This window comes from Sporosarcina aquimarina, assembly GCF_023715615.1.
Classification (GTDB): Bacteria; Bacillota; Bacilli; order Bacillales_A; family Planococcaceae; genus Sporosarcina; species Sporosarcina aquimarina_A.
Genome location: NZ_JAMBOM010000001.1, coordinates 1,414,511 through 1,436,075 on the forward strand (window position 1 = coordinate 1,414,511; position 21,565 = coordinate 1,436,075).

25 protein-coding genes are annotated in these 21,565 nt (G+C 42.2%); 7 read left to right on the forward strand and 18 right to left on the reverse strand.

What is annotated here, in order from left to right; all coding sequences use genetic code 11:
- Positions 1 to 21: 21 nt before the first annotated feature.
- Positions 22 to 456: a GNAT family N-acetyltransferase gene (locus M3197_RS06850; protein ID WP_251659922.1), complete on the forward strand. Its 435-nt coding sequence runs from the start codon at positions 22 to 24 to the stop codon at positions 454 to 456.
- Between the two features lie 104 nt (positions 457 to 560).
- Positions 561 to 932: an rRNA methyltransferase gene (locus tag M3197_RS06855; RefSeq protein WP_251659924.1), complete on the forward strand. Its 372-nt coding sequence runs from the start codon at positions 561 to 563 to the stop codon at positions 930 to 932.
- Positions 933 to 1,113: 181 nt separating this feature from the next.
- On the opposite strand, the gene M3197_RS06860 is transcribed toward M3197_RS06855, so the two are convergent.
- The 3 genes from M3197_RS06860 to parE form a co-directional block, all read right to left on the reverse strand.
- Entirely contained in the window at positions 1,114 to 2,346 is a 1,233-nt protein-coding gene (locus tag M3197_RS06860) for an MFS transporter (protein WP_251659926.1), read from the reverse strand.
- A gap of 111 nt (positions 2,347 to 2,457) precedes the next feature.
- Complete coding sequence (parC, locus tag M3197_RS06865; protein WP_251659928.1) at positions 2,458 to 4,902, reverse strand: DNA topoisomerase IV subunit A; 2,445 nt, start codon at positions 4,900 to 4,902, stop codon at positions 2,458 to 2,460.
- Complete coding sequence (gene parE / locus M3197_RS06870) at positions 4,899 to 6,872, reverse strand: DNA topoisomerase IV subunit B (RefSeq protein ID WP_251659930.1); 1,974 nt, start codon at positions 6,870 to 6,872, stop codon at positions 4,899 to 4,901. Before parE ends, parC begins: the two co-directional genes overlap by 4 nt.
- 217 nt (positions 6,873 to 7,089) lie before the next feature.
- Here parE and plsY point away from each other — a divergent pair, with 217 nt between their 5' ends.
- Positions 7,090 to 7,692 (forward strand): glycerol-3-phosphate 1-O-acyltransferase PlsY, encoded by a 603-nt coding sequence (plsY, locus tag M3197_RS06875; protein ID WP_251659932.1) that lies wholly within the window; start codon positions 7,090 to 7,092, stop codon positions 7,690 to 7,692.
- Positions 7,693 to 7,730: 38 nt separating this feature from the next.
- Positions 7,731 to 8,027, forward strand: a complete 297-nt coding sequence (locus tag M3197_RS06880; protein WP_251659934.1) for a HesB/YadR/YfhF family protein — start codon at positions 7,731 to 7,733, stop codon at positions 8,025 to 8,027.
- A 199-nt stretch (positions 8,028 to 8,226) separates the two neighbouring features.
- On the opposite strand, the gene M3197_RS06885 is transcribed toward M3197_RS06880, so the two are convergent.
- The 3 genes from M3197_RS06885 to acnA all read right to left on the reverse strand — a co-directional run bounded on the left by M3197_RS06885 (position 8,227) and on the right by acnA (position 12,306).
- Complete coding sequence (locus M3197_RS06885) at positions 8,227 to 8,322, reverse strand: putative holin-like toxin (protein ID WP_231567266.1); 96 nt, start codon at positions 8,320 to 8,322, stop codon at positions 8,227 to 8,229.
- Positions 8,323 to 9,052: 730 nt separating this feature from the next.
- Complete coding sequence (locus M3197_RS06890) at positions 9,053 to 9,478, reverse strand: acyl-CoA thioesterase (protein WP_251659935.1); 426 nt, start codon at positions 9,476 to 9,478, stop codon at positions 9,053 to 9,055.
- A gap of 116 nt (positions 9,479 to 9,594) precedes the next feature.
- Entirely contained in the window at positions 9,595 to 12,306 is a 2,712-nt protein-coding gene (gene acnA / locus M3197_RS06895; RefSeq protein WP_251659937.1) for an aconitate hydratase AcnA, read from the reverse strand.
- Positions 12,307 to 12,516: 210 nt separating this feature from the next.
- On the opposite strand from acnA, the gene M3197_RS06900 reads away from it, so the two are divergent.
- Complete coding sequence (locus tag M3197_RS06900) at positions 12,517 to 13,062, forward strand: cysteine hydrolase family protein (RefSeq protein WP_251659939.1); 546 nt, start codon at positions 12,517 to 12,519, stop codon at positions 13,060 to 13,062.
- Between the two features lie 123 nt (positions 13,063 to 13,185).
- A complete protein-coding gene (locus M3197_RS06905) occupies positions 13,186 to 13,440 on the forward strand; it encodes a GlsB/YeaQ/YmgE family stress response membrane protein (RefSeq protein ID WP_251659941.1) in 255 nt (84 codons plus the stop codon).
- A gap of 31 nt (positions 13,441 to 13,471) precedes the next feature.
- Here M3197_RS06905 and M3197_RS06910 read toward each other — a convergent pair whose 3' ends face one another.
- The 5 genes from M3197_RS06910 to M3197_RS06930 form a co-directional block, all read right to left on the reverse strand.
- The gene (locus tag M3197_RS06910; protein ID WP_251659944.1) at positions 13,472 to 14,143 is read right to left on the reverse strand and encodes a lytic transglycosylase domain-containing protein; all 672 of its coding nucleotides are present in this window, start codon (positions 14,141 to 14,143) and stop codon (positions 13,472 to 13,474) included.
- 24 nt (positions 14,144 to 14,167) lie between these two features.
- Entirely contained in the window at positions 14,168 to 14,755 is a 588-nt protein-coding gene (locus tag M3197_RS06915) for an SCO family protein (protein ID WP_251659946.1), read from the reverse strand.
- 109 nt (positions 14,756 to 14,864) lie between these two features.
- A complete protein-coding gene (locus tag M3197_RS06920; RefSeq protein WP_369795222.1) occupies positions 14,865 to 15,005 on the reverse strand; it encodes a YvrJ family protein in 141 nt (46 codons plus the stop codon).
- A gap of 120 nt (positions 15,006 to 15,125) precedes the next feature.
- Positions 15,126 to 15,347 carry a DUF2922 domain-containing protein gene (locus tag M3197_RS06925; protein WP_039043492.1) on the reverse strand — a complete coding sequence of 74 codons (222 nt, stop codon included), beginning with the start codon at positions 15,345 to 15,347 and terminating at the stop codon, positions 15,126 to 15,128.
- 25 nt (positions 15,348 to 15,372) lie between these two features.
- Positions 15,373 to 15,594 carry a DUF1659 domain-containing protein gene (locus M3197_RS06930; protein ID WP_251659948.1) on the reverse strand — a complete coding sequence of 74 codons (222 nt, stop codon included), beginning with the start codon at positions 15,592 to 15,594 and terminating at the stop codon, positions 15,373 to 15,375.
- A gap of 125 nt (positions 15,595 to 15,719) precedes the next feature.
- Between M3197_RS06930 and M3197_RS06935 the strand changes: the two genes are divergently transcribed.
- Positions 15,720 to 16,142 carry a DUF2621 domain-containing protein gene (locus M3197_RS06935; RefSeq protein ID WP_285851135.1) on the forward strand — a complete coding sequence of 141 codons (423 nt, stop codon included), beginning with the start codon at positions 15,720 to 15,722 and terminating at the stop codon, positions 16,140 to 16,142.
- A gap of 21 nt (positions 16,143 to 16,163) precedes the next feature.
- Here the strand turns inward: M3197_RS06935 and M3197_RS06940 are convergent, their stop codons facing one another.
- From M3197_RS06940 to M3197_RS06970, 7 genes are all read right to left on the reverse strand, one after another.
- Positions 16,164 to 16,691 carry a CcdC family protein gene (locus tag M3197_RS06940; RefSeq protein WP_251659950.1) on the reverse strand — a complete coding sequence of 176 codons (528 nt, stop codon included), beginning with the start codon at positions 16,689 to 16,691 and terminating at the stop codon, positions 16,164 to 16,166.
- Positions 16,688 to 17,011, reverse strand: a complete 324-nt coding sequence (locus M3197_RS06945; RefSeq protein WP_251659952.1) for a thioredoxin family protein — start codon at positions 17,009 to 17,011, stop codon at positions 16,688 to 16,690. The genes M3197_RS06940 and M3197_RS06945 overlap by 4 nt, the downstream gene beginning before the upstream one ends.
- 20 nt (positions 17,012 to 17,031) lie before the next feature.
- Positions 17,032 to 17,742, reverse strand: a complete 711-nt coding sequence (locus M3197_RS06950; protein WP_251659953.1) for a cytochrome c biogenesis CcdA family protein — start codon at positions 17,740 to 17,742, stop codon at positions 17,032 to 17,034.
- Positions 17,743 to 18,302: 560 nt separating this feature from the next.
- Positions 18,303 to 18,920 carry a nitroreductase family protein gene (locus M3197_RS06955; RefSeq protein WP_251659955.1) on the reverse strand — a complete coding sequence of 206 codons (618 nt, stop codon included), beginning with the start codon at positions 18,918 to 18,920 and terminating at the stop codon, positions 18,303 to 18,305.
- 22 nt (positions 18,921 to 18,942) lie between these two features.
- The gene (locus tag M3197_RS06960) at positions 18,943 to 19,509 is read right to left on the reverse strand and encodes an NADPH-dependent FMN reductase (RefSeq protein ID WP_251659958.1); all 567 of its coding nucleotides are present in this window, start codon (positions 19,507 to 19,509) and stop codon (positions 18,943 to 18,945) included.
- A gap of 4 nt (positions 19,510 to 19,513) precedes the next feature.
- Positions 19,514 to 20,578, reverse strand: coding sequence for an LLM class flavin-dependent oxidoreductase (locus tag M3197_RS06965; protein WP_251659960.1), 1,065 nt, complete (start codon positions 20,576 to 20,578; stop codon positions 19,514 to 19,516).
- Positions 20,579 to 21,523 (reverse strand): ring-cleaving dioxygenase, encoded by a 945-nt coding sequence (locus M3197_RS06970; protein ID WP_251659963.1) that lies wholly within the window; start codon positions 21,521 to 21,523, stop codon positions 20,579 to 20,581. It lies immediately after the preceding gene.
- Positions 21,524 to 21,565: the final 42 nt, after the last annotated feature.

Here is a 21,565-nt window from a genome sequence, read left to right on the forward strand (position 1 = left end):
GGGGTTCCGGAGGCGATACCTATGGATGAAATTACAATTGTTCCATTGACAAATGAAGAAGAACTGATTGAAGCTTTTCCGATTATGAGTCAGCTCCGTACCCATTTAGATTTGGAAGAGTACTTGGAGCTCGTGTATGAGTCTGAAGCAAAAGAACGTTACCAGATGCTCGGATTACGGGATAATGGCGAGTTAAAAGCGGTTATTGGCTTTAAACCGATGATTACACTCTATTACGGGCGCTCGCTATGGGTATGTGACTTAGTGACGGACAAATCAGGTCGATCTAAGGGCTATGGCGATAAATTGCTTACACACGTTGAGCAATGGGGGAAAAAACACAATTACGAATCGATTGCATTATCTTCAGGGTTACAACGCACGAGTGCACACCATTTTTATGAGGAAAAAATGGACTACAGCAAAGTCAGTATCGTGTTCAAAAAAGAATTTTGATGCGAAAAGTGCCGATTTTACGGGTATGCGAACAAAGATGCGAACAGCCGGTAGATACCAACCAATCTGCCGGTTTTACGAATGTTTAAGGAGTTGTTGGACGAATGTGGGTCAATGAAAATGGAATGCTGAGACAAACATCAGATGAGACACGTGTAAAATTCAGAACATCGATTAGCCAGGAGATTTTGGAGCAGCTTAAACAGCTAGCAGATCAGCATGGAACGTTTGTGAATTATTTGCTTGAAGATGGATTAAAAGTCGTATTGCAGCAAGGTTCAATAACATTCAATAAAGAAACGCGACCTAAAGACCGGATCCAGTATAAAACGACATACGATAAGCAGTTGTTGGAAAGCGTGCGAGCGTTAGCCAAAGATCATCAGTTGTATATAAATGACGTGATTGAGTATGGGGTGCAGTTTATAGATGTGGATCGGGCAAAAGCGGGGCAACATAGATATCGGATTGAATAATAGTTGCTTTCCTTTAACGCCCCCGTCATAATATATATTATAGGAAGTTGCGTATCACTTATAAGTATACTTAGGATAGTGAGATAAAACAGCGAAAATGTGTGATTTCTAAGGAATTTATAAAACGCGACTTTTTTTCTAAAGTCGCGTTTTATTGTAGTTCTATTTAGTTTACGTGCACTTAAACGCTCTTCACAGGAATAATTGCATCCGCAGCTACTGGCTCTTCCAGTTGAATCTTACGCTGTTTCATTTGCAAGAAAAATAGCACAGTCAAACTGATACTAATCACTCCAAATACGATAACCATCACTTGCAATCCTACAATATCCAGGAACGCCCCGGTCGCTAGTAAAACGACTTGGAATACAACTCGCTCTAACATATTTCGGAATGAGAAAAATCGTCCGTGATACGCTTTCGGCATCTGCTTTTGGAAAATTACCATAGCTGTTGGGAAAAAACAACCTAAACTGAATCCAAGGACTGTAAATGCTGCTAACGTTGCTAACTGACTTTGTGCGAAGAATAATAAGAATTCTGCTACGGCCACCATACTTGCAAAGAAAAATAAAATTATTGTAGTTCTCCATTTTAAAGCAATCTTCTTAACCGCAAATGAACCGATCATGAAAGCAACGCCTTCACATGTGTAAATTAACCCTTTGATCGACGCTGAATCTTGAATTTCACTAATGTTGATGACAATTAAATTAAATGAACCTAAAAATAATAACGGAATTAATGTCATCACTAGCGTCATACCGACTGCAGGATACGCTTTTAGCACGGGAAAGACTTCCATGAATCCACCTTTTGCGCCTTCGGTTTTAACAATAGCCTCCTTCCCCTCCCCTTCATCAATACGTAGCATGAATGTGAAGATGAGTAATAAGCCGTATGCAATGATTGAAATCCAATATAGTGACGATAGCGACCAGTAAACTAAGATGACCCCTGCTAATGCAGTCCCTGAGACACGTGCAATGGTCGCTACGTTCATGTGCATGCCGTTCATCGTCAGTAGGTCATTATCCTTCACAACGAGCGGAATTGCCGCTTGTAACGCTGGGAAGTAAAACGTTGCTGCGAGTTGAATGCTAACTACGAATGCAATCATCCACCATACAGAACCCGTTGCAATTGCAATTAACATGAAGACGACACTAATGAGGCGTCCTACACCTGCTAGCAATAAAATGCGCTTCTTAGCTTGCTGATCAATGATTTTACCTGCTAAGGGTCCTGCCAATATCCCTGCCAATAGCCCGACTGATAGAATCAATGCTTTCACGAAGTCTGAAGGGATTTTTTCTTGCATAAACTCCAAATTTCCGATGATTCCGGTCCAAAGACCAATACCTGCTATCAATTCACCAGAAAGAATAATCCAAACATTACGATTTTTCCACATATACCCTCCCACTTTCTCTCTCAATAATTCGCTTTCCGAATTATTATACGATAGATATACAAAAAGCACACGAGAATTTTAAGGATCCCGTGTGCTTTTCATTAAGAAACGTTATTTGGTTGTAGGTTTATCGTTTTTTGCGGTTGGTTCGTAGTATAACCGACTCGCTAGACCGTTTTTCGCTTCATCCGATACTGCGCTTCCGTTTGACTGGCGATCCGATAATCTCAAACTGCTTGGATCGATCTCAGTTTTAACATCATTTACGGTTGTCAGAATGAGTTTTTCAGTGGAACCAGTAATCTTAGCACCGATCACACGATATGGATTCTTTTTCAGTTCTTTTAAAATCATTAACCCGCGTTGAGCGCGTGAGCCGACTTCAATTTCTTTTAATGCAGTGCGTTTCACGGTACCACGCTGTGTTGCTACGACAATGGATGCTGAACTGTCTGTAATGACTTGCATGGAAACGATATAGTCTTCTGTTTTTAAGTTAATTCCCTTCACACCGGCGGTTCGGACACCAGTCGTAGCGACATCACTGAGTGGGAATCGTAAAATGTACGCCTGATGCGTTACTAGAACTGCATCTTCACTACCCTTTACTAGTCGAGCATCTAGTAATCTGTCGCCTTTTTTAACGTTCATGCCTTTGTATGCTCGTCCGTAGCGTTGTACGTGGAAATCAGCTAGTTTGGATAGTTTTACAAATCCATTTGCTGTAACCGTCAAGATGGAGTGAATGTCATCGAATTGTTCTAATCCGATCGCCGCCACAATCGACTCGCTCGGCTCTAGCGACACAATACTCGAAATGTGCTGTCCAAGATCACGCCATTTAATATCAGGAAGTTCATGAACCGGCTGATAAATGTAATTTCCGAGAGACGTAAACAGCAACAAGTGATGCTGCGTATTCATCGTACGCTCGAGAACAGGATAATCGGATTCCTTCATCGCCATCCCAGTTCCATTAGATGCGCCATAAGAGCGCAATCCTGTACGCTTCACATAGCCTTCTTTTGTGACCGATACGACAACTTCCTCACTTGGAATCAGAATATCAAGATCGACTTTCAATTCCTCAATTTTCTCTTCAATTATAGAATTACGTGGTTCCGCAAATTGCTTACGGACAGCATGTAATTCTTTTTGAATGACGCGTGACAACTTAGCGGGGCTCGTTAGAATCGCGTTGAGCTCTTCGATAAGTTTACGCAATGCATCTTGTTCTTCTCTTAACTCAGTGATATCCGTATTCGTCAGACGATATAATTGCAATGAAACAATCGCTTCTGCTTGGATCTCCGAGAATTCGAATTGGTTGATCAAGTTGTTTTTCGCATCGCGTTTATCATTGGAGCTACGGATTGTCCGAATGACTTCATCCAAAATGGATAGAGCTTTCATCAGACCTTCTACGATATGTAGACGATCTTGAGCTTTTCTCACATCGAACTGAGACCGTCGAGTGACCACTTCTTTCTGATGCTCAATATACGCATCCAATAACATCGGAAGTGACATCAGTTTAGGACGTCTATCTGAAATAGCGACCATATTAAAGTTATACGCAACCTGTAAGTCCGTATTTTTCAATAAATAACGTAAAATTGGCTCGCCATCGATATCTTTTTTCAACTCGACTACGATTCGCAATCCTGTACGATCTGATTCGTCACGCACTTCTGCAATACCGTCTAATTTCCGATCAACACGTAGCTCGTCCATCTTTTTCACAAGATTTGCTTTGTTGACGTCATATGGTATTTCACTTATTACGATTTGAGATTTCCCAGCTTTTAACTGCTCAATTTCTGATTTAGAGCGGACAATGACACGTCCTCTTCCCGTTTCGTATGCCGCTTTAATACCATCTGTACCCTGGATGATCCCGCCAGTAGGGAAATCAGGCCCCTTTAGGACTGTCATCAGTTCATCCACTGTAGCTTCTGGATGCTCCATCCGCATGAGTACCGCATCAATCGCTTCATGAAGCGCATGTGGTGGGATGTCCGTTGCATATCCCGCAGAAATCCCTGTCGATCCGTTGACGAGCAAGTTCGGGTAACGCGCTGGGAGAACGGTTGGTTCCGGTTCTGTATCGTCAAAGTTAGGGATGAAATCTACCGTCTCTTTGTTGAGATCCCTTAGCATTTCCCCCGCGATTGAAGACAGTCGCGCTTCTGTATAACGCATTGCAGCTGCAGAATCGCCGTCGACTGAACCGTTATTTCCGTGCATTTCGACCATCAAATGTCGTAGTTTCCAGTCCTGACTCATCCTTACCATTGCTTCATACACGGAGGTATCGCCATGTGGATGGTAGTTACCGATTACGTTACCAACTGTTTTTGCAGATTTACGGAACGCCTTTTCGCTTGTATTGCCTTCGTTATACATCGCATACAAAATACGTCGTTGGACAGGCTTTAACCCGTCCCTTGCATCCGGTAATGCGCGATCTTGAATAATATATTTACTGTATCGACCAAAACGGTCACCGATGACTTCCTCTAATGGGAGGTCCTGAAAGCGTTCTGTTGCTGTCATTCCACTTCCTCCTCAACATGCAGGAATTCGTTTTCCAATATAGTACTTCCTTCTTCCAAGCTGAAGTCTACATTGCTCTCAATCCAACGACGGCGTGGTTCGACTTTGTCGCCCATTAGCGTCGTGACTCTTCGCTCAGATTGGGCACCATCTTCAATCGTCACTCGGATGAGTGTACGTGTATCAGGATTCATAGTCGTATCCCATAGCTGTCCTGCGTTCATCTCTCCTAGTCCTTTATAACGCTGAAGCATATAGCCCTTGCCGATTTTGTTGGTTGCAGCGCCTAGTTCGCGTTCTGTCCACGCATATTCGACTTTCTCTTTTTTACCGATCCCTTTCGATACTTTATAAAGCGGTGGTAATGCAATGAATACCTTACCTGCTTCAATAAGGGGTTTCATATAGCGATAAAAGAATGTTAATAAGAGCACTTGAATGTGTGCACCATCTGTATCTGCATCGGTCATGATGATGACTTTGTCGTAAGCAGCGTCTTCAATCGTGAAGTCGGCACCGACACCCGCACCGATTGCATGGATAATCGTATTAATCTCTTCATTTTTCATAATATCTTCGAGTTTCGCTTTTTCCGTGTTGATGACCTTACCACGTAACGGCAAGATTGCTTGGAAAGTCCGGTCCCGTCCTTGCTTAGCAGAACCGCCAGCAGAGTCACCCTCGACAAGGTACAATTCGTTCTTTTTCGCATTTCTTGATTGAGCTGGCGTCAGTTTGCCGGAAAGGAGTGTGTCGCCTTTCTTCCGCTTCTTACCTGAACGCGCGTCTTCCCGCGCTTTACGAGCAGCCTCACGTGCCTGATGGGCACGTACTGCTTTACGGATCAGGTTTGCGCTCAATTCTGCATTTTCTTCTAAGAAATACAGCAAATGCTGTGAAATGACAGCATCAGTGACAGTTCGTGCTTCACTTGTCCCCAACTTGCCCTTTGTTTGGCCTTCAAACTGCAAGATTTCTTCAGGAATCCGCACAGAAACAATGGCTGCGATACCTTCCCGGATATCAGAGCCATCCAAATTTTTGTCTTTTTCCTTCAATAAACCCTTTTTCCTCGCATACTCATTGAATACACGGGTCATGGCGGTTTTTGCTCCAGTTTCGTGCGTGCCGCCATCTTTTGTGCGGACGTTATTGACAAACGAAAGGATGGTCTCTGAATAGCCATCGTTAAATTGGAACGCAAATTCCACTTCAAGTCCATCGGTCTCGCCTTCAAGATAAGCAACTTCGTGAAGTGTGTCTTTTTCTTCATTCAAGTATGAAACGAAGGCTTTGATGCCTGTTTCATAATGAAACGTCTCGGTTTTTTCTGTACTCTCTTCTGTCAGGACAATTTTCAGTCCTTTTAACAGGAATGCCGACTCTCGCAACCGTTCTGCAAGAATATCATATTGATATTTAGTCGTAGAAAAAATCGTCGAATCGGGTTTGAAGTGAATGGTTGTACCTGTTTCCTTCGTTTTCCCGATGATTTCAAGTCCTGTCACGGGTTTTCCACCGTGTTCGAAGCGTTGTTTGAAAATCTGACCATCTCGGTGGATGATGACGTCCAGCCATTCAGAAAGTGCATTCACGACAGAAGCACCAACACCGTGAAGTCCGCCACTTGTTTTATATCCGCCTTGGCCAAACTTACCGCCAGCATGTAAGACGGTTAATATGATTTCTGTTGTGGGTTTCCCTGTTTTGTGGGTTCCTGTTGGCATGCCTCGACCGTAATCTCGTACGCTGATGCTGTTATCAGAGTGGATGGTGACATTAATTTCAGATCCGAATCCACTTAGTGCTTCATCCACCGCGTTATCTACGATTTCAAATACGAGGTGATGCAATCCTCTTGCATCCGTCGAACCGATATACATACCCGGTCGTTTGCGTACAGCTTCCAAGCCTTCAAGCACTTGGATTGAATCATCATTATACACGTTCAATTCTTTTTGTTTCGTCAAGATGAAACCTCCATCAAACAAATGTTCTTATTTATCTAATGATACGTCGCTATTTTTATCATGTCAATAAGACACGTCAGCGCTTTGCTTAAATAATTGTATAGAAGAAATCCTTTTATTGCAATGACTGACCTCATCGGACTTATCCGCAATTGTCGTTCAGTACCGGTTCTGCTAAAATGAAAGAGATACATAATTTTTCACGAAGGGGCATGTCATGGAAATCATTTTATTACTGGTACTCGCATATTTAATCGGCTCTATCCCATCTGCGCTTTGGATTGGTAAACTGTTTTATAAAACAGATATCCGAGAACACGGCAGCGGAAATATGGGAGCGACTAATACATTTCGTGTTCTTGGCAAAAAAGCCGGAATCGCTGTTACTGTGTTTGATATTTTAAAGGGAACAGCTGCTGTTCTGCTAGTATCTCTACCCTATTTTGCCGATACACACGTTCACTCGTTAATCGTGGGTGTCGTAGCTGTGATTGGTCATATGTACCCTGTTTTTGCGAAGTTTAAAGGCGGTAAAGCCGTTGCAACTTCAGGCGGTGTATTACTCGGATACAGTTGGCCGATATTTCTGCTGGTCATACTCACTTTCCTGGTCGCGTTGAAACTTACCAAGATGGTCTCGCTCACGTCTATGATTGTCGCAGTGATGGGTGCAATTTATGGGATTATTTATTATTTCATTACAGGGGATATCTATTTGGAGCTTGTGATCGTCTTGATGGGCGTGTTCATCTTCTACCGCCACAGGGCTAATATCGCACGGATCAAAGCAGGAACCGAGCCAAAAGTGAATTGGTTGTAATATAATTTAAGGTATCCTAGAAAGGCGGGTTTTCAAATATGAATATACGCATTTCAAACGAAGCAACTCAGTGGTTTGATGAAGAAATGGACGTTGAAGCTGGGGATTCCATACGATTTTTCGCAAGGTACGGTGGTAGTAGCCCTCTGCATGAAGGATTTTCATTAGGCGTTATCCGTGAAGAGCCGGATGAAGTGGCTGTAGAAACCATTTTGGATAATGTCCGCTACTACATCGAAACTCGTGATTTGTGGTACTTTGATGGGCATGACTTACAGGTCGGTGTGAATCAAGATCTTGGAGAATTGCAGTACGACTATGTGAAGTCGGAGTAAGTGAATGGGTGCCAAGTTGTTCCGCCGAACTAGACAGACAATTCTTCTTTTGGTATAATAGTCTTGAAAAATGGATATTGTAAAAAGACCAAGAAGATGTGATGATCTTCTTGGCCTTGTAATAGAATAGCGTTCGCTTCAAAGGCGAATCGCATAGTGCGAAGTAAACCGCTCCATTGCTTGGAGGCTCATGGGCGGTTTACTTTTTTCTTGAAAAAGTATATGACAAAGCAAGAATGGCCACGATCAAACTTCCAAAGCCGATCATGAGACTCAGTGCTTCAAATGGTGTCATACGCATCACCTCCTCCCGTTCCTGATATGAACTTTCAGGAAATTGGGATTGCAGGTCTGCGAACCGCCTATGAGCTCGTGCTATTCTAGTACATCATTAAGTATAACATATTTTAATAGCTCGTACATATGTTCTTGATGGATTATTAGCGGCATTTATTACTATTCAAACACCTCGATTTTGACAGCGAGGTGTTTTTTTGTGGGTGTAATTGGTGAGTGATTTGTTTTGGGAGTGTGATGATGGGTTTATGATCAGAGTTGCGGGGTTATGATCACAATTTGAGATTTATGAGCGGAATTACTGAGTTATGATCACAATTTGAGATTTATGAGCGGAATCCCTAAGTTATGATCACATTTCGGGATTTATGAGCAGAATTCCTAAGTTATGATCACAATTTGAGATTTATAAGCGGAATTACTGAGTTATGATCATATTTTGAGATTTATGAGCGGAATCCCTGAGTTATGATCATATTTTGAGATTTATGAGCGGAATCCCTAAGTTATGATCACATTTTGAGATTTATGAGCAGAATCCCTGAGATATGATCACATTTTGAGATTTATGAGCGGAATCCCTGAGTTATGATCACATTTCAGAATTTATGAGCAGAATCCCTGAGTTATGATCATATTTTGGGATTTATGAGCACTTTCCCCCTCCCCACCGCCACATTTGCATACAAAAAGGCTTCCTGAGCACTTCAGGAAGCCTTTTTCTCCAATCAATCGACTCTTTTTGCGATTTCGACATACTTTGCGTCCCATACAGGATCTATTTTTCGTAGCGAAACAGGTCGAAAGGTGTCTTTTCGGACAACTACGTGTTCCGAGGTCGCGGTCGCCGCCACCGTCCCATCCGCATGCAAGATTTCGTAGCCGTATGTTGTGCGCAACTTCCCGTGGGATTCGATCCATGTACGAACAGTGGCTGTCTCGCCATAGCGCATCGCGGCCTTGTATTTGATGGATAAATCTGTGACGGGTGATAAATATCCGTCTGCTTCGAGTCCCGCATACGTGAATCCGAGATCCTCGATGAGCTGAGTTCGTCCGATTTCCATCCAAACTAAATAATTTGCATGATAGACGACACCCATCTGGTCGGTCTCTGCATATCGAATTTCAATTTCCTTTTGACTGACAAACATTTAACGTCACCTCTTCTACATAGCCAAGTATACAAAAAAACACAAAATAAATCAGTCACCGAGATTATAAAAACCCCTTACTGAACTGAATCAGTAAGGGGAAGGTGTCGATTATGTTAACCTTTCATCTTGTCGCGAAGTACCATTTGAAGAATGCCGCCGTGACGGTAGTAGTCAATTTCGACTTCTGAATCGAAACGCGCGAGCGCATCGAATTCCGTTACAGTGCCATCTACAGCAGTAGCAGTCACTTTCAAGATGTCGCGAGGCTTAACGCCTTCTGCGATGTTGACGCTGAGTGCTTCTTCTCCTGTTAAACCAAGAGATGCTGCACTTTGTCCGTTCACGAACTGAAGTGGAAGAACACCCATCATTACAAGGTTTGAACGGTGAATGCGCTCGTAGCTTTCAGCAATGACTGTTTTAATGCCAAGAAGAGATGTCCCTTTCGCAGCCCAGTCACGTGAAGAGCCCATTCCGTAATCTTTACCAGCGATGACAGCAAGTCCTGTACCATCTTGTTGGTACTTCATGCAAGCGTCATAGATTGGCATGATTTCTTTGTTTGGCCAGTAAGTTGTGTAGCCACCTTCTGTCCCTTTTGCAATTTGGTTACGGATGCGGATGTTTGCAAACGTACCACGCATCATTACTTCATGGTTACCACGACGTGAACCATATGAGTTGAAGTAACGTGGCTCTACGCCGTTTTCACGCAAGTAGATGCCTGCTGGTGTATCTTTACCGATTGCACCTGCTGGTGAAATGTGGTCTGTTGTAATCGAGTCGCCAAATTTACCAACAACGCGCAAGTTATTCAATGCACCGATATCTTCAGGCTCTTTTGAAAGACCCTCGAAGAATGGTGGATTTTGAATATATGTTGAGTTCTCATCGAAATCATACAATGCATCGTCAGTTGTTTCGATTGCATTCCACGCTTCGTTTTCAGAGAATACACGTGCATATTCTTTACGGAAGAGTTCAGGAGTGACCGTTTTCTCGATCATTGCCTTTACTTCTTCTGTTGAAGGCCAGATGTCTTTGAAGAATACATCTTTACCATCTTTAGATGTACCGATTGGTTCTTTTTTGAAGTCGATATCCACTGTTCCAGCGAGTGCATACGCAACAACTAATGGCGGTGAAGCCAAGTAGTTCGCTTTCACGTACGGGTGGATTCGTCCTTCAAAGTTACGGTTACCAGAGAGAACGGATGAAACGAGCAAGTCGTTTTCGCCAATCGTCTTCTCGATTTCTGGAAGCAATGGACCAGAGTTACCGATACATGTTGTACATCCGTATCCAACTGTGTTGAATCCGATTTGGTCGAGGTACTTATCAAGACCAGAGTCTTGTAGGTAACCTGTAACAACTTTTGAACCTGGTGCCAGTGAAGTTTTTACGTATGCAGGTGGTGTTAATCCGAGCTCAACCGCTTTTTTAGCGACAAGTCCAGCACCGAGCATAACGTATGGGTTCGATGTATTTGTACATGAAGTGATCGCTGCAATCGCTAAATCGCCTGTTTTCATCTCCATTTTCGTACCGTTTGCGAATTCGATTGTACCACTCTTCTTCATTTCTTTCGGCGTAAGTCCGAATCCTTGGTTGCCTTCAGGTGCTACAACCGCGTCGTTGAATTCACGCTTCATGTCTGAAAGTGGAATCATATCTTGTGGACGTTTTGGACCAGCAAGGTTCGCTTCTACTTCAGTCAAATCGATTTCGATGACTTCTGTGTAGATTGGGTCTTCTTTGTCCGTTGTGAAGAACATGTCGTTTTCTTGCAAGTACTTTTTCACGACATCGATATGTTCAGTATCGCGACCCGTTAATTTCATATAGTTTAGTGACTCTTCGTCAACTGGGAAGAAACCACAAGTTGCGCCATACTCTGGAGCCATGTTCGCGATTGTCGCGCGGTCAGCAAGTGGCAATTGTGGAACGCCTGGTCCGAAGAACTCAACGAACTTACCGACTACACCATGTGCACGCAATGTTTGCGTCACTTTTAGTGCTAGGTCAGTTGCAGTGGTTCCGTTTGGAAGCTCTCCCGTCAACTTCACACCGATTACTTGTGGAATTGGGAAGTAAGAAGGCTGTCCAAGCATTCCTGCTTCAGCTTCAATTCCGCCAACGCCCCATCCGAGTACGCCGATTCCGTTGATCATTGTTGTGTGAGAGTCTGTTCCGACTAACGTATCTGGGTACGTTTCGAATGATCCATCTTCGTTTTCAATTGCATGGACAACGCTTGCCAAGTACTCAAGGTTCACTTGGTGAACGATGCCTGTTGCTGGTGGAACAGCACGATAGTTGTCGTATGCTTTTTGTGCCCAGCTCAAGAACTGGTAACGCTCAGCATTCCGTTCAAATTCGAGTTCCATGTTTTTCTGTAGAGCATCTGTTGTTCCGTAGCTGTCAACTTGAACCGAGTGGTCAATAACGAGGTCTACAGGAATTTCGGGATTAATCTTATCTGGATCTCCACCCATTTCTGCCATTGCAGAACGAAGAGATGCCAAATCGACAACGACTGGTACACCAGTGAAGTCTTGCAAGATAACGCGTGAGGGTTTGAATGGTACTTCTGCATCCGCATCAGCGTCCTTGCCCCATTTTGCCAAGTTGTTTACATGATTGTCTTGGATGACATATCCGTCGTGTTGGCGCAGGACAGATTCTAAAAGTACTTTGATCGAGTAAGGCAATCTTGAGACTTTTGCAATACCCGCTTCTTCAATCGCTCCAATGCGGTAGTAGTTATACTTTTTACCGTTCAGATCAAACGAGGAGCGACTGTTATGAAAATTGCTCTTTGTCATTGCTAAATTCCTCCTTTACGAACTGAAAAGGCTCTATAAATAAGCATCTTTTCTCTACTACATCATATAACAGCAAAGTCTATAAGTAAATTACATTAAATTTATAGTAATCCATAAGTAAACACGATAGATATCTCGTAATACAGAAAGATGCATATTTTTGTCAGTCTGTGCATAATGGAACTAGAATAAGGAGAGGACGTGCTGGATGTGAAGAAAGCATTGTTGGTGATTGACTACACTGAAGATTTCGTAGCAGAAGATGGAGCGTTGACGTGTGGAGAACCCGGGATTGCCCTAGAGAAGTATATCGAGCAATTGACGAAGGAGTTTATTGACCAAGATGAAGCAGTTGTCTTTGCTGTGGACGTTCATGACGAAAACGATCCATATCACCCAGAATCACGTCTATTCCCTCCACATAACCTAAGAGGAACTGCAGGGAGAGAACCGTTTGGATCGTTAAGAAAACTATATGAAGATAACCAAGATTCGATCCACTGGATGGATAAAACCCGTTACAGTGCATTCGCAGGAACAGAACTTGAAATTTGGTTACGTGCTCGTGGTATTCAAGAACTCCACTTAGTAGGCGTCTGTACAGATATTTGCATTTTGCATACTTCTGTAGATGCTTACAATAAAGGATTTACCACGGTAATCCATGAACGTGGTGTTGCAAGTTTTGACACAGCTGGACATGACTGGGCATTGCGTCATTTTGAAAACACGCTTGGTGCCACCATTATTCGATAAGTTTAGCGAAATTCGCTCATTTAGTATGAACAATTGTAGCTAATATGTTTCAAGTAGGTCATTTACGGTTATTATACTTACTAGAACAGACATACTATATTAACAAAAAGGAGAGGATTTCAAATGAGTTTCATTTGGTTCTTAATCATCGGAGGAATTATCGGTTGGCTTGCTGGCCTTATTCTAGGGAAAGATATACCAGGCGGAATTATTGGTAACATTATTGCGGGTATCGTAGGGGCATGGGTTGGTGGAATGCTACTCGGCTCTTGGGGACCTAAAGTTTCCGATTTCTACCTCGTACCAGCTATTCTAGGTGCTGTCATTCTTGTCTTTATCGTCAGCCTGATTATGAAAGCTATGCGTAAAGCAGTATAACAAAAAGGACTTCGCATTTTGCGGAGTCCTTTTATTTTTGTGCTTGTTGAGTTTGCTGTGCTTCGTATTCATCAAAAAACCAAAGTACGTCTTCTACGTATTTATCGCTATGATTGTAGTGGAAGATCGCTTTTTCGATTTGGCCGTCAGCCGCTCCGCTTGATGCTAGGTAGTTAGCGGCGCTAAAGATCGCGTCTTCCAAATTATAAGGGTCGGCAATTCCATCGCCATTACCATCTACTCCATATCCCCCGTACTTTGCAATAATATCAGGATTGGTTTTATCCTCCTCGGGGATATTTCCTTTACCTAAGTCTTTACAACCAGGATAGCTCCAGCCAACAAATGTACAAGGCATGAATTGCATGTGCCCTTCCGCTCCAGTTGGAGAAACCATAGTTTTCATAGTGGAAAAACGTGTTTCCACCCGATGGTGTGCAGCAAGCAATGTCCATGGAATGTCATATTCTTCTGCTGCTGCTTTATAAATGGGTATATACTCATCTGGAATGGTCAATCCACCATGTCGATCTGACAACTCCATCAACGTGCTGGCGGATTTTTTAATGACTTCAGGATGCCGGAGACTTGTCCAGATAATCGCGGTCAAGGTGAACAGGACGACTGAAACGGGAATGAGCAACGCAATCATGATAATCTTGCCTTTCGCTGATAAGCTACGTTTCTTTTTCTTTTTCTTCACTCGTCCCTCTCCTCTCTCCGCCGATTAGTCTTCTTTGCTTAGGGCTTTCATATCCGACACGATGGTATCGTACGGAACGTCTTGGTATCCAGCATACAATTTGACGACCTTACCTTCCTTATTGACCAATCCGAATCTAGAACCGTGTACGACTTGGTCGGTGTTCGGATCGTCGATGACCGGCATTTTAAATGATTTTACTGCGAGATCGTTAATGTCTTCCATCGTGTAGCCAGTGAGCATCTCCCATTTTGATGGATCTGGAACACTGAAACCTTCTAAGTATTTACCTAATTTTTCGGGTGTGTCTACTTCAGGATCTACGCTGAAAGAAACAATTTTGTAATTTTCTATATCTTTTTCGATTAATTTCTCCTGGAGCTCCGACATATTGGACATCATCGGTGGACAGACACTCGTACAGGTCGTGAAGACAAACTGCGCTAACCAAATCTCACCTTTTAAATCATCCAATGCGACAGACTCGTTGTCTTGGTTCGTAAACTCGAAGGGATCGATGCTGTAATTATGATCTGCTTTAAACCCACCCGAACAGGCACTTAATACAAGTGCCATCATGAATACGCCAAAAACTAGTACTTTTTTCTTCATCACTTTTCCCCCAAACTCTCTGCATTTACCTTATCATATCGAACAGACAAACGCCAAACAAGCGCGGATTCCCAGGTTGTTTGGCGTTTCTTTGTCGGTTATGTGAAACCTATTTCACTTTTAGAGTGACAAGAGCTCCATGGATTGCTTCGAGTTTCACTTCTAGACGGTGGAGCAGATAGAAGGAAACAAAAACTGGAAATCCCACCTCTTGGATGAACCCCATCGTTTGTTCCAACAATTGTTCCATCACATTCGCCTCCTTTAAATGTAGATCCTTGTGCTGTGAACACCAGAAAGTCTTACCCTAAAGCTTTTAAAACCGATCCCTGTCAGCTGACGAGGGACCGGTTTACCAACTTTTTTCTTATTATTTGCTGCTGATTAGATCGTTCGTGGAGCGATCGATAATTCGAGCGCTTTTCACAGCCGTGAGAACGTCGCCATCTTTTTTAAAGACACCAGAAGCAATAATTTGCTCCATTGCGGTTTGGACTTCCGTCGGTGTTATTCCCGGACGCGGTTCATCGACCGTTAAGACAAAATCCTTTCCATCTGACTTTTTGAATACGAGTTGAAGTGTGAGAGCCATTTTTGAACTCCTCCTTTTCGCTTTGTTAGTTTGTGATTTCGGATGTGACGATTTTTTCATAAGACATGACGGTCATTGATGAAAGTTGCCCTAGTGATGCCAGTGCCAGCTGTAAGTTAGCTGGTGTTGCATTTTGTTCTACGAAACGGTAGGTCTTCGACTTTCGGATCAGGCGTCCATCTGGTGTTGAGCCTGCATTGAAGAAAATCTTGCCGACTGCTGTTTGAAACTCGAGTGCTGCTGCCATGTGCGTTCCCCTCCTTTCACAGTCTAGATAGACGAAACTTACAGAAAAGGATACAATGTTCGTGAAAGTTTTTAAGTTTACGGGTACAATTGATAGCATAGAGAGTTTTAAAGAGGTGACGTATTATGCCGGGCTGGTTTATCTGGTTTATTGTATTTTGGTGTGTTGTCTTAATCGGCTTGTTTGCGATAGGTGGATTTTTCATGTTCCGCAAGTTCCTTAAAGTGTTCCCGAAGGAAGATGGCAAATCGACATTGGACTGGGAAGAGTACTACGTGGATCGTTCGCTTCACCTATGGAACAACGAAGCGAAGGGGCTATTGAATGAGCTTGTCCAGCCGGTTCCCGAGCTATTCCGTCCGGTGGCAAAACAGAAGATTGCTGGTCGTATTGGGCAAATTGCATTGGATGAGCGTGCGAAGACGATTGAATTCGATCACATCATTCGAGGGTACATCGTGGCGACGCCGAAACGCGACCACAAATTTTTACGCAAGAAGCTCACGACAATGGATGTCGATATGACACCGTATGAGCATCTTTTTTAACACAAAAAGAGAGAGGCCTGGTCATTTGACCATGAGTCTCTCTCTTTTTTTTAGGTTGTTATATTTGATGAGCATACCGATACGCCATGGAACAATCATCGCAAATGCAAGGATGAAGAACATACCAGCGAGTTCCCCGACATCGATGGAGCTACTGAGAATCAGTTTAGCGACCAGACGGAAGATAAGTAATCCCGCCAAAATGACAATAAATGCTTTTGAACGCTTGACGAACAATTGACCATTTTTCTTCTCAAAATTAGTCGTTGCTATTAAGATCGTTGAAAAGAGCAGTCCGACCGCAGCTGCTTCAATCACCTGCCCCCACGGAACTTGAAATTGTGTAAACAAAAACATAAGCATCCCCGAAGACATGAACAGCGGTGGTAGCACAATACGTATCGGTGAAATCGGCCGTTCAGCTGCTTTAGAACGAACGATGAACCCTAAGACTCCCATGAAGAAAAAAACAACAGTTGAGCCGATAATTAAATAGACAGACGGAATCTTAGTGAAAACTGTATCAATCAGTTCCTGCAGTTGACTCATGCGCCCGTCGCCTCCTTCAATTCCTCCAACCGTTTGCGAAGTTGCTCCATCGGGACAAAACGTGCAAACCGAGTTATTTCTTTTCCTTGCCTGAATAACAATACCGCAGGCGCTGTAAACAGAGAAAGCTGCCCTGCCATTTCTGGCACTTTTGCGACATTCACATAATAGAACGGAAATGGATACTGTTCAGTAAGCACTTCTACTTGTGGGTACAGCCCATCACATACAGAACAATGATCTGTTTTCACGAATAATAGCATCGCATCATGTTGTGTTAAAAGTTCTTGCCATGCTTGAAAAGACATAACTTCGTTCATTGTTCAATCCTCCTTGATGGTCAAAATCCTTGGAAATCTCCAAAAATCGGACTAAGTAAGCTGATTAAGTAGGTCATGCCGTCAAAGAATAATACGATACCGAAGACAATCATGAAGGCTCCACCAATCCGCATAATCGTACGATTGTGTTTGCGGATCCATCCGAGACGTGTCACGAAGAATGAAAGAACGAAAAACGGAATCGCAAATCCAAGGACATAGGTCATCATGTACAGCATACTCGACCCAGGGTTAGAAGCGGCAAGTCCAATAATAGCGCCTATTATTGGCCCCATGCATGGTTGCCAGCCTGCTGAAAACGCAAGCCCGATGAGTGCAGAACCGAAGTAACCGGACGGTCGATTTTTAAATTGTAATTTGTGTTCTTGCATTAAAAACTTCGGTGTGAAAATTCCAACTACCATTAACCCGAACAATACGATGAAAATGGCACCTACTTGCCGAAGAAGATCCATGTACTCGATAAAGAAACGACCGATAAAAGAAGATCCGAATCCAAGGAAAATAAATACAATGGAAAAACCAAGAAGGAAAAAGAGCGTATGTAACATTCCATTTCGGCTCATTCGTTTCTTATCTGAGCGCAAGTCTTCAATCGACATTCCCGTAATATAGGAAATGAATGCTGGGTAAAGCGGCAAAACACACGGGGAGACAAAACTTAAAAAGCCCGCGCCGAATGCAAGGAATACGTTCACATCTGTTGCCAAGGAACTTCCCCCTTTGATTTTTTTCTTTTTCCTATCCATCGTATCAGAATGCGTCCACGAATACGCACATTTTGTCTGTGAACAGTTTATGACACATTTCACACAGTGTGTGTCTCAGAGTATAATTTTGATTCTCCGTTTAGGGTTTGAGGAACATTACTTGCTTTCAACACATCCAGAAGTAAAACCTATTCTTGAACGTTGTTTTAGGCGAGACTAGTTAATATAAAAGTTATGATGAAGTGTTGTTGTTTAGCTATTGGGGAAACTATCTATTTCTATACGAACCAGTTTCTATATAAAAAATGCAATACAAACTAGTCATTCGGTTTGCATTGCATTTTTGTGATATTCGTAAGTTCTTTTATCACGTAATATTATTTTTAATAACATTGTAGAATTACCCGACTGACGACTTGGTTAGTCTTGCTGTTTTACTGTATGTTCTTTTAAAATTCGAGTTTGCTTTTTTGGATTATCCTTCCCTACAACCTGGTCTATTCATTTTCATTATGTTTTTAAAAATGGTGCAAATACAATTTCAAAGCTAACGTTTGTTTTTACATAAATTTCACAAATTCACCGACTGGTTTTCGATAGCCGCGCAATCTTCTAGACTGTTCCTTCTCTTTTCCAATTGTGATCATTAACACAATTTCATGAGTGTCAGGAACTTCTAATAGTTCTCGCAGTTGTAAATCATTGTAACCGATCATAGGGCAAGTATCCCAACCATGATTTTTTGCGGAGAGCATGAAAAACATAGAGGAAAGAGATGCATTTCGAATGGCCTCTTCTTTCATAAACTGTTCTCCTCGTCCCTCATAAAATGTAAAATTATCTTCAATTGTATTTCTTAACTCAAACTCGCTCATCATTCCAAGGTCGACCATACCTTGATGGAGGCTTTCTGTATACTTGTACGCGTACCGATCCGCGATGGCAATTATAACAGCAGATGAACTGTGTACTTTGTATTGCCCAAAAGCGGCTTCTCTTACCTTTTCTTTTAGTTCGTTATCTGTAACGACTATATATACTGTATGTTGTAGATTAAAAGCAGATGGAGCAAGCTTAACATCGCTGAAAATAGGAATTAGGTCTTCCTCGGTGATGGTGACATTCGGTAAAAAGTTGTTAGCTGAACGACGCATCTTAATTAATTCTTGAAATTCCATCTCTGTAAGCTCCTTTTAAAAACTAAAAACCATAGGCTTCGTCTTTTTTAATTCGAATTGCTTCATATGCTTCAAAGGTTGTTACCGTATCTTCTGCAAGGCGATCTAACCGGAAAATAATATCATCGTTACTAATTTCTTTACGTAAGAAATCTTGTTCTTCAATAAAGACATAGGTTGGAACAATTTGTGCTTTCATATATGACAATATTGGTTTTAATTGTTGCTCAGCCATTAAATAATGTTTTGCTGTACCTGCAGTCACGACAATACTAGCCACCTTGTCACGGAATGCATGAATAGGAAGTAAATCAAAAATATTTTTAAGTGTAGCAGGAATAGATGCTTGAAATATTGGCGTACCAATAATAAGTGCATCCGCTTTCATGATTGTTTCAGTTACGTATTTGGTGTCACCTTCGTAATCAATATAATTGCGCCCATCACTATACTCTATTTGGTAGTCAGCTAAATCTAAGAGTTGTACATCGTGTTCCGGATATTTCTGTAGGAAAATTTCTTCAGTTTTCAGCATGGCCGTTTTTGTTTTTGTGCCTACAATCGATCCGGAAAGTATCACTATTCTCATAACGTTATTCTCCTTTTTCTCTAGTGTGTTTCTTAATTGCTGGGATAATGTCATTTCCAATCATTTCGATATTTTTCATGAGTTTATCGAATGGTACCCCACCAAAGTCAATTTGCGCCATAAATCGTTGCATTCCATAAAGTTCATGTTGGTATAGCAACTTTTCGATAATTAGTTCTTTGCTACCTACCATTAGTGCATCACGATAGTCTGTTGTCTGGGCAAATTGTTGTTTTGGATAACCGGCTCCTCGAATTGCCTGGAAGCCACTATTAATGTGTGGATACATACCTTGCAAGGCTTCGTTGTTCGAATCTGCTACATAGAATAAGCTTGTTGTTCCAATTGGTAAGCTCTGTGCATCAAATCCATTATTTTCTGCTGCCTGTCTGTATGCATCAACAGAATGTTTGAAATTCATTGCGGGGCCGCCTAATGTAGTGAGCATCATTGGAATCCCCATATGCCCTGCTTTAATGGCACTTGCAGGTGGCCCTCCGACAGCTCGCCAAATAGGTAGGAATCCATCTTTAGGTTGTGGAAGAATTTCTGCGTTTTGTAGAGGTGCTCGATAATTTCCTTGCCAAGTGATGCGTTCTTCTTCATTAATCAGCTTAAGAAGCTCTAACTTTTCTTCAAATATGTCCTCATAATCTTGCAAGTCAACCCCTAATAATTGATAGGCACCCACTCGCGAACCGCGTCCTGCGACAATTTCAGCACGACCGTCAGACAGCAAATCGATTGTGGAAAAATCTTCGTATACTCGTACAGGGTCTAAGACACTGAGCACAGTCGCGGAACTGGTGATTTTTATTTTCTCGGTAGCTTGTGCAATTGCTCCTAAAATCACCGTGTGAGCCTGTGATGCAAAATACTTCTGATGACTTTCCCCTACCCCGAATACGTCAATCCCGGCCTGTTCAGCTAATTGACTCACCTCGACAAGTTCCTGTATGCGTTGCTGAGCTGAGATGCGGCTACCTGTCAACGGATTGAGGATATGATCACCCAACGAATACAATCCGAATTCTATTCCTTTTGATGAATCTATTCTATATTTCTTCATTTAATTGTCCTCCAATGGTTTTAAGTTTGCTTCGATTTCGTCCCGTTGACTTTCTAAAAAAGGAGGCAACTCCAATTTTAAACCGAGCGTTGCAACATCAGAATCGATTGTAAATCCAGGACCGTCTGTCGCAATTTCGAATAAAATTCCATTCGACTCTCTGAAATACAAGCTTTGAAAATAAAAGCGATCGATAATCCCTGAAGAATGGAACCCGCGTGAACGTATTTTTTCTTCCCAAAAGGCTAATTCTTTTTGGTCTTTTACACGAATGGCTAAATGATGAATACTTCCTCTGCCCGGTTTTTCAGTAGGGCCATCTAACTGTTTCACTACGATTTCTCCAAAAACTTCTCCGCTTACTGATTGAAAAATGGCTACATCTTCGGTTCGTGATACTTCTGTATAGCCAAAAACATCAGTTAAGGTATTTGCGAGTTTATCCAAACGGCGGACTGTAATTTCTACTGAACCCATTCCTTGAATCTGGTGTTCTATAGGTACTTCTGATTCTTCCCATGCTTTCCAGTGCACTAACTTTTCATTGTTTGAAGCAAGCAGAACCATGCGTAATCCTTCCGAATCTTCAAAGTGCAAAGCAGGACGATGAGCATACGTCGTGAGTTCTCCATGGCAAACATCGTATTTTTCAAATCGCTGTTTCCAATAAAGTAAACTTTCTTTAGAAGAGACAAGCAAACCAATTTGTGTAATCGCATTTGTGCCTTTGTAAGTGCGACCGGCAAACGGCATTTCAAAAAAAGATAATTCAGTGCCTGGGCTACCTGTCTTGTCTCCATAAAACAAGTGATACATGGATGGATCATCTTGATTGACGGTCATTTTAACCCGACGGAGTCCTAAGATTTTACTGAAAAACAAATTGTTTTGTTTAGCATTTTTTGTAATCATCGACAAATGGTGATGTCCTGGTATGGTATACATTCTCTTCTTTCTCCCTTCAGTTAACTAGTCAAGTGATGAGGT

What these genes read in the sequence shown, in the direction of transcription:
- M3197_RS06930 (WP_251659948.1), bottom strand. Translation starts at nt 15,594, where the DNA reads ATGGCAGCAGCACTCGAGTTTCAAACAGCAGTCGGCAAGATTTTCTTC.
- M3197_RS06905 (WP_251659941.1), top strand. Translation starts at nt 13,186, where the DNA reads ATGAGTTTCATTTGGTTCTTAATCATCGGAGGAATTATCGGTTGGCTT.
- M3197_RS06925 (WP_039043492.1), bottom strand. Translation starts at nt 15,347, where the DNA reads ATGGCTCTCACACTTCAACTCGTATTCAAAAAGTCAGATGGAAAGGAT.
- M3197_RS06885 (WP_231567266.1), bottom strand. Translation starts at nt 8,322, where the DNA reads ATGACACCATTTGAAGCACTGAGTCTCATGATCGGCTTTGGAAGTTTG.
- M3197_RS06970 (WP_251659963.1), bottom strand. Translation starts at nt 21,523, where the DNA reads ATGTATACCATACCAGGACATCACCATTTGTCGATGATTACAAAAAAT.
- M3197_RS06960 (WP_251659958.1), bottom strand. Translation starts at nt 19,509, where the DNA reads ATGAGAATAGTGATACTTTCCGGATCGATTGTAGGCACAAAAACAAAA.
- M3197_RS06915 (WP_251659946.1), bottom strand. Translation starts at nt 14,755, where the DNA reads ATGAAGAAAAAAGTACTAGTTTTTGGCGTATTCATGATGGCACTTGTA.
- M3197_RS06945 (WP_251659952.1), bottom strand. Translation starts at nt 17,011, where the DNA reads ATGAACGAAGTTATGTCTTTTCAAGCATGGCAAGAACTTTTAACACAA.
- M3197_RS06920 (WP_369795222.1), bottom strand. Translation starts at nt 15,005, where the DNA reads ATGGAACAATTGTTGGAACAAACGATGGGGTTCATCCAAGAGGTGGGA.
- M3197_RS06855 (WP_251659924.1), top strand. Translation starts at nt 561, where the DNA reads ATGTGGGTCAATGAAAATGGAATGCTGAGACAAACATCAGATGAGACA.
- parC (WP_251659928.1), bottom strand. Translation starts at nt 4,902, where the DNA reads ATGACAGCAACAGAACGCTTTCAGGACCTCCCATTAGAGGAAGTCATC.
- M3197_RS06940 (WP_251659950.1), bottom strand. Translation starts at nt 16,691, where the DNA reads ATGAGTCAACTGCAGGAACTGATTGATACAGTTTTCACTAAGATTCCG.
- M3197_RS06850 (WP_251659922.1), top strand. Translation starts at nt 22, where the DNA reads ATGGATGAAATTACAATTGTTCCATTGACAAATGAAGAAGAACTGATT.
- M3197_RS06880 (WP_251659934.1), top strand. Translation starts at nt 7,731, where the DNA reads ATGAATATACGCATTTCAAACGAAGCAACTCAGTGGTTTGATGAAGAA.
- M3197_RS06955 (WP_251659955.1), bottom strand. Translation starts at nt 18,920, where the DNA reads ATGGAATTTCAAGAATTAATTAAGATGCGTCGTTCAGCTAACAACTTT.
- acnA (WP_251659937.1), bottom strand. Translation starts at nt 12,306, where the DNA reads ATGACAAAGAGCAATTTTCATAACAGTCGCTCCTCGTTTGATCTGAAC.
- M3197_RS06935 (WP_285851135.1), top strand. Translation starts at nt 15,720, where the DNA reads ATGCCGGGCTGGTTTATCTGGTTTATTGTATTTTGGTGTGTTGTCTTA.
- plsY (WP_251659932.1), top strand. Translation starts at nt 7,090, where the DNA reads ATGGAAATCATTTTATTACTGGTACTCGCATATTTAATCGGCTCTATC.
- M3197_RS06965 (WP_251659960.1), bottom strand. Translation starts at nt 20,578, where the DNA reads ATGAAGAAATATAGAATAGATTCATCAAAAGGAATAGAATTCGGATTG.
- M3197_RS06860 (WP_251659926.1), bottom strand. Translation starts at nt 2,346, where the DNA reads ATGTGGAAAAATCGTAATGTTTGGATTATTCTTTCTGGTGAATTGATA.
- M3197_RS06890 (WP_251659935.1), bottom strand. Translation starts at nt 9,478, where the DNA reads ATGTTTGTCAGTCAAAAGGAAATTGAAATTCGATATGCAGAGACCGAC.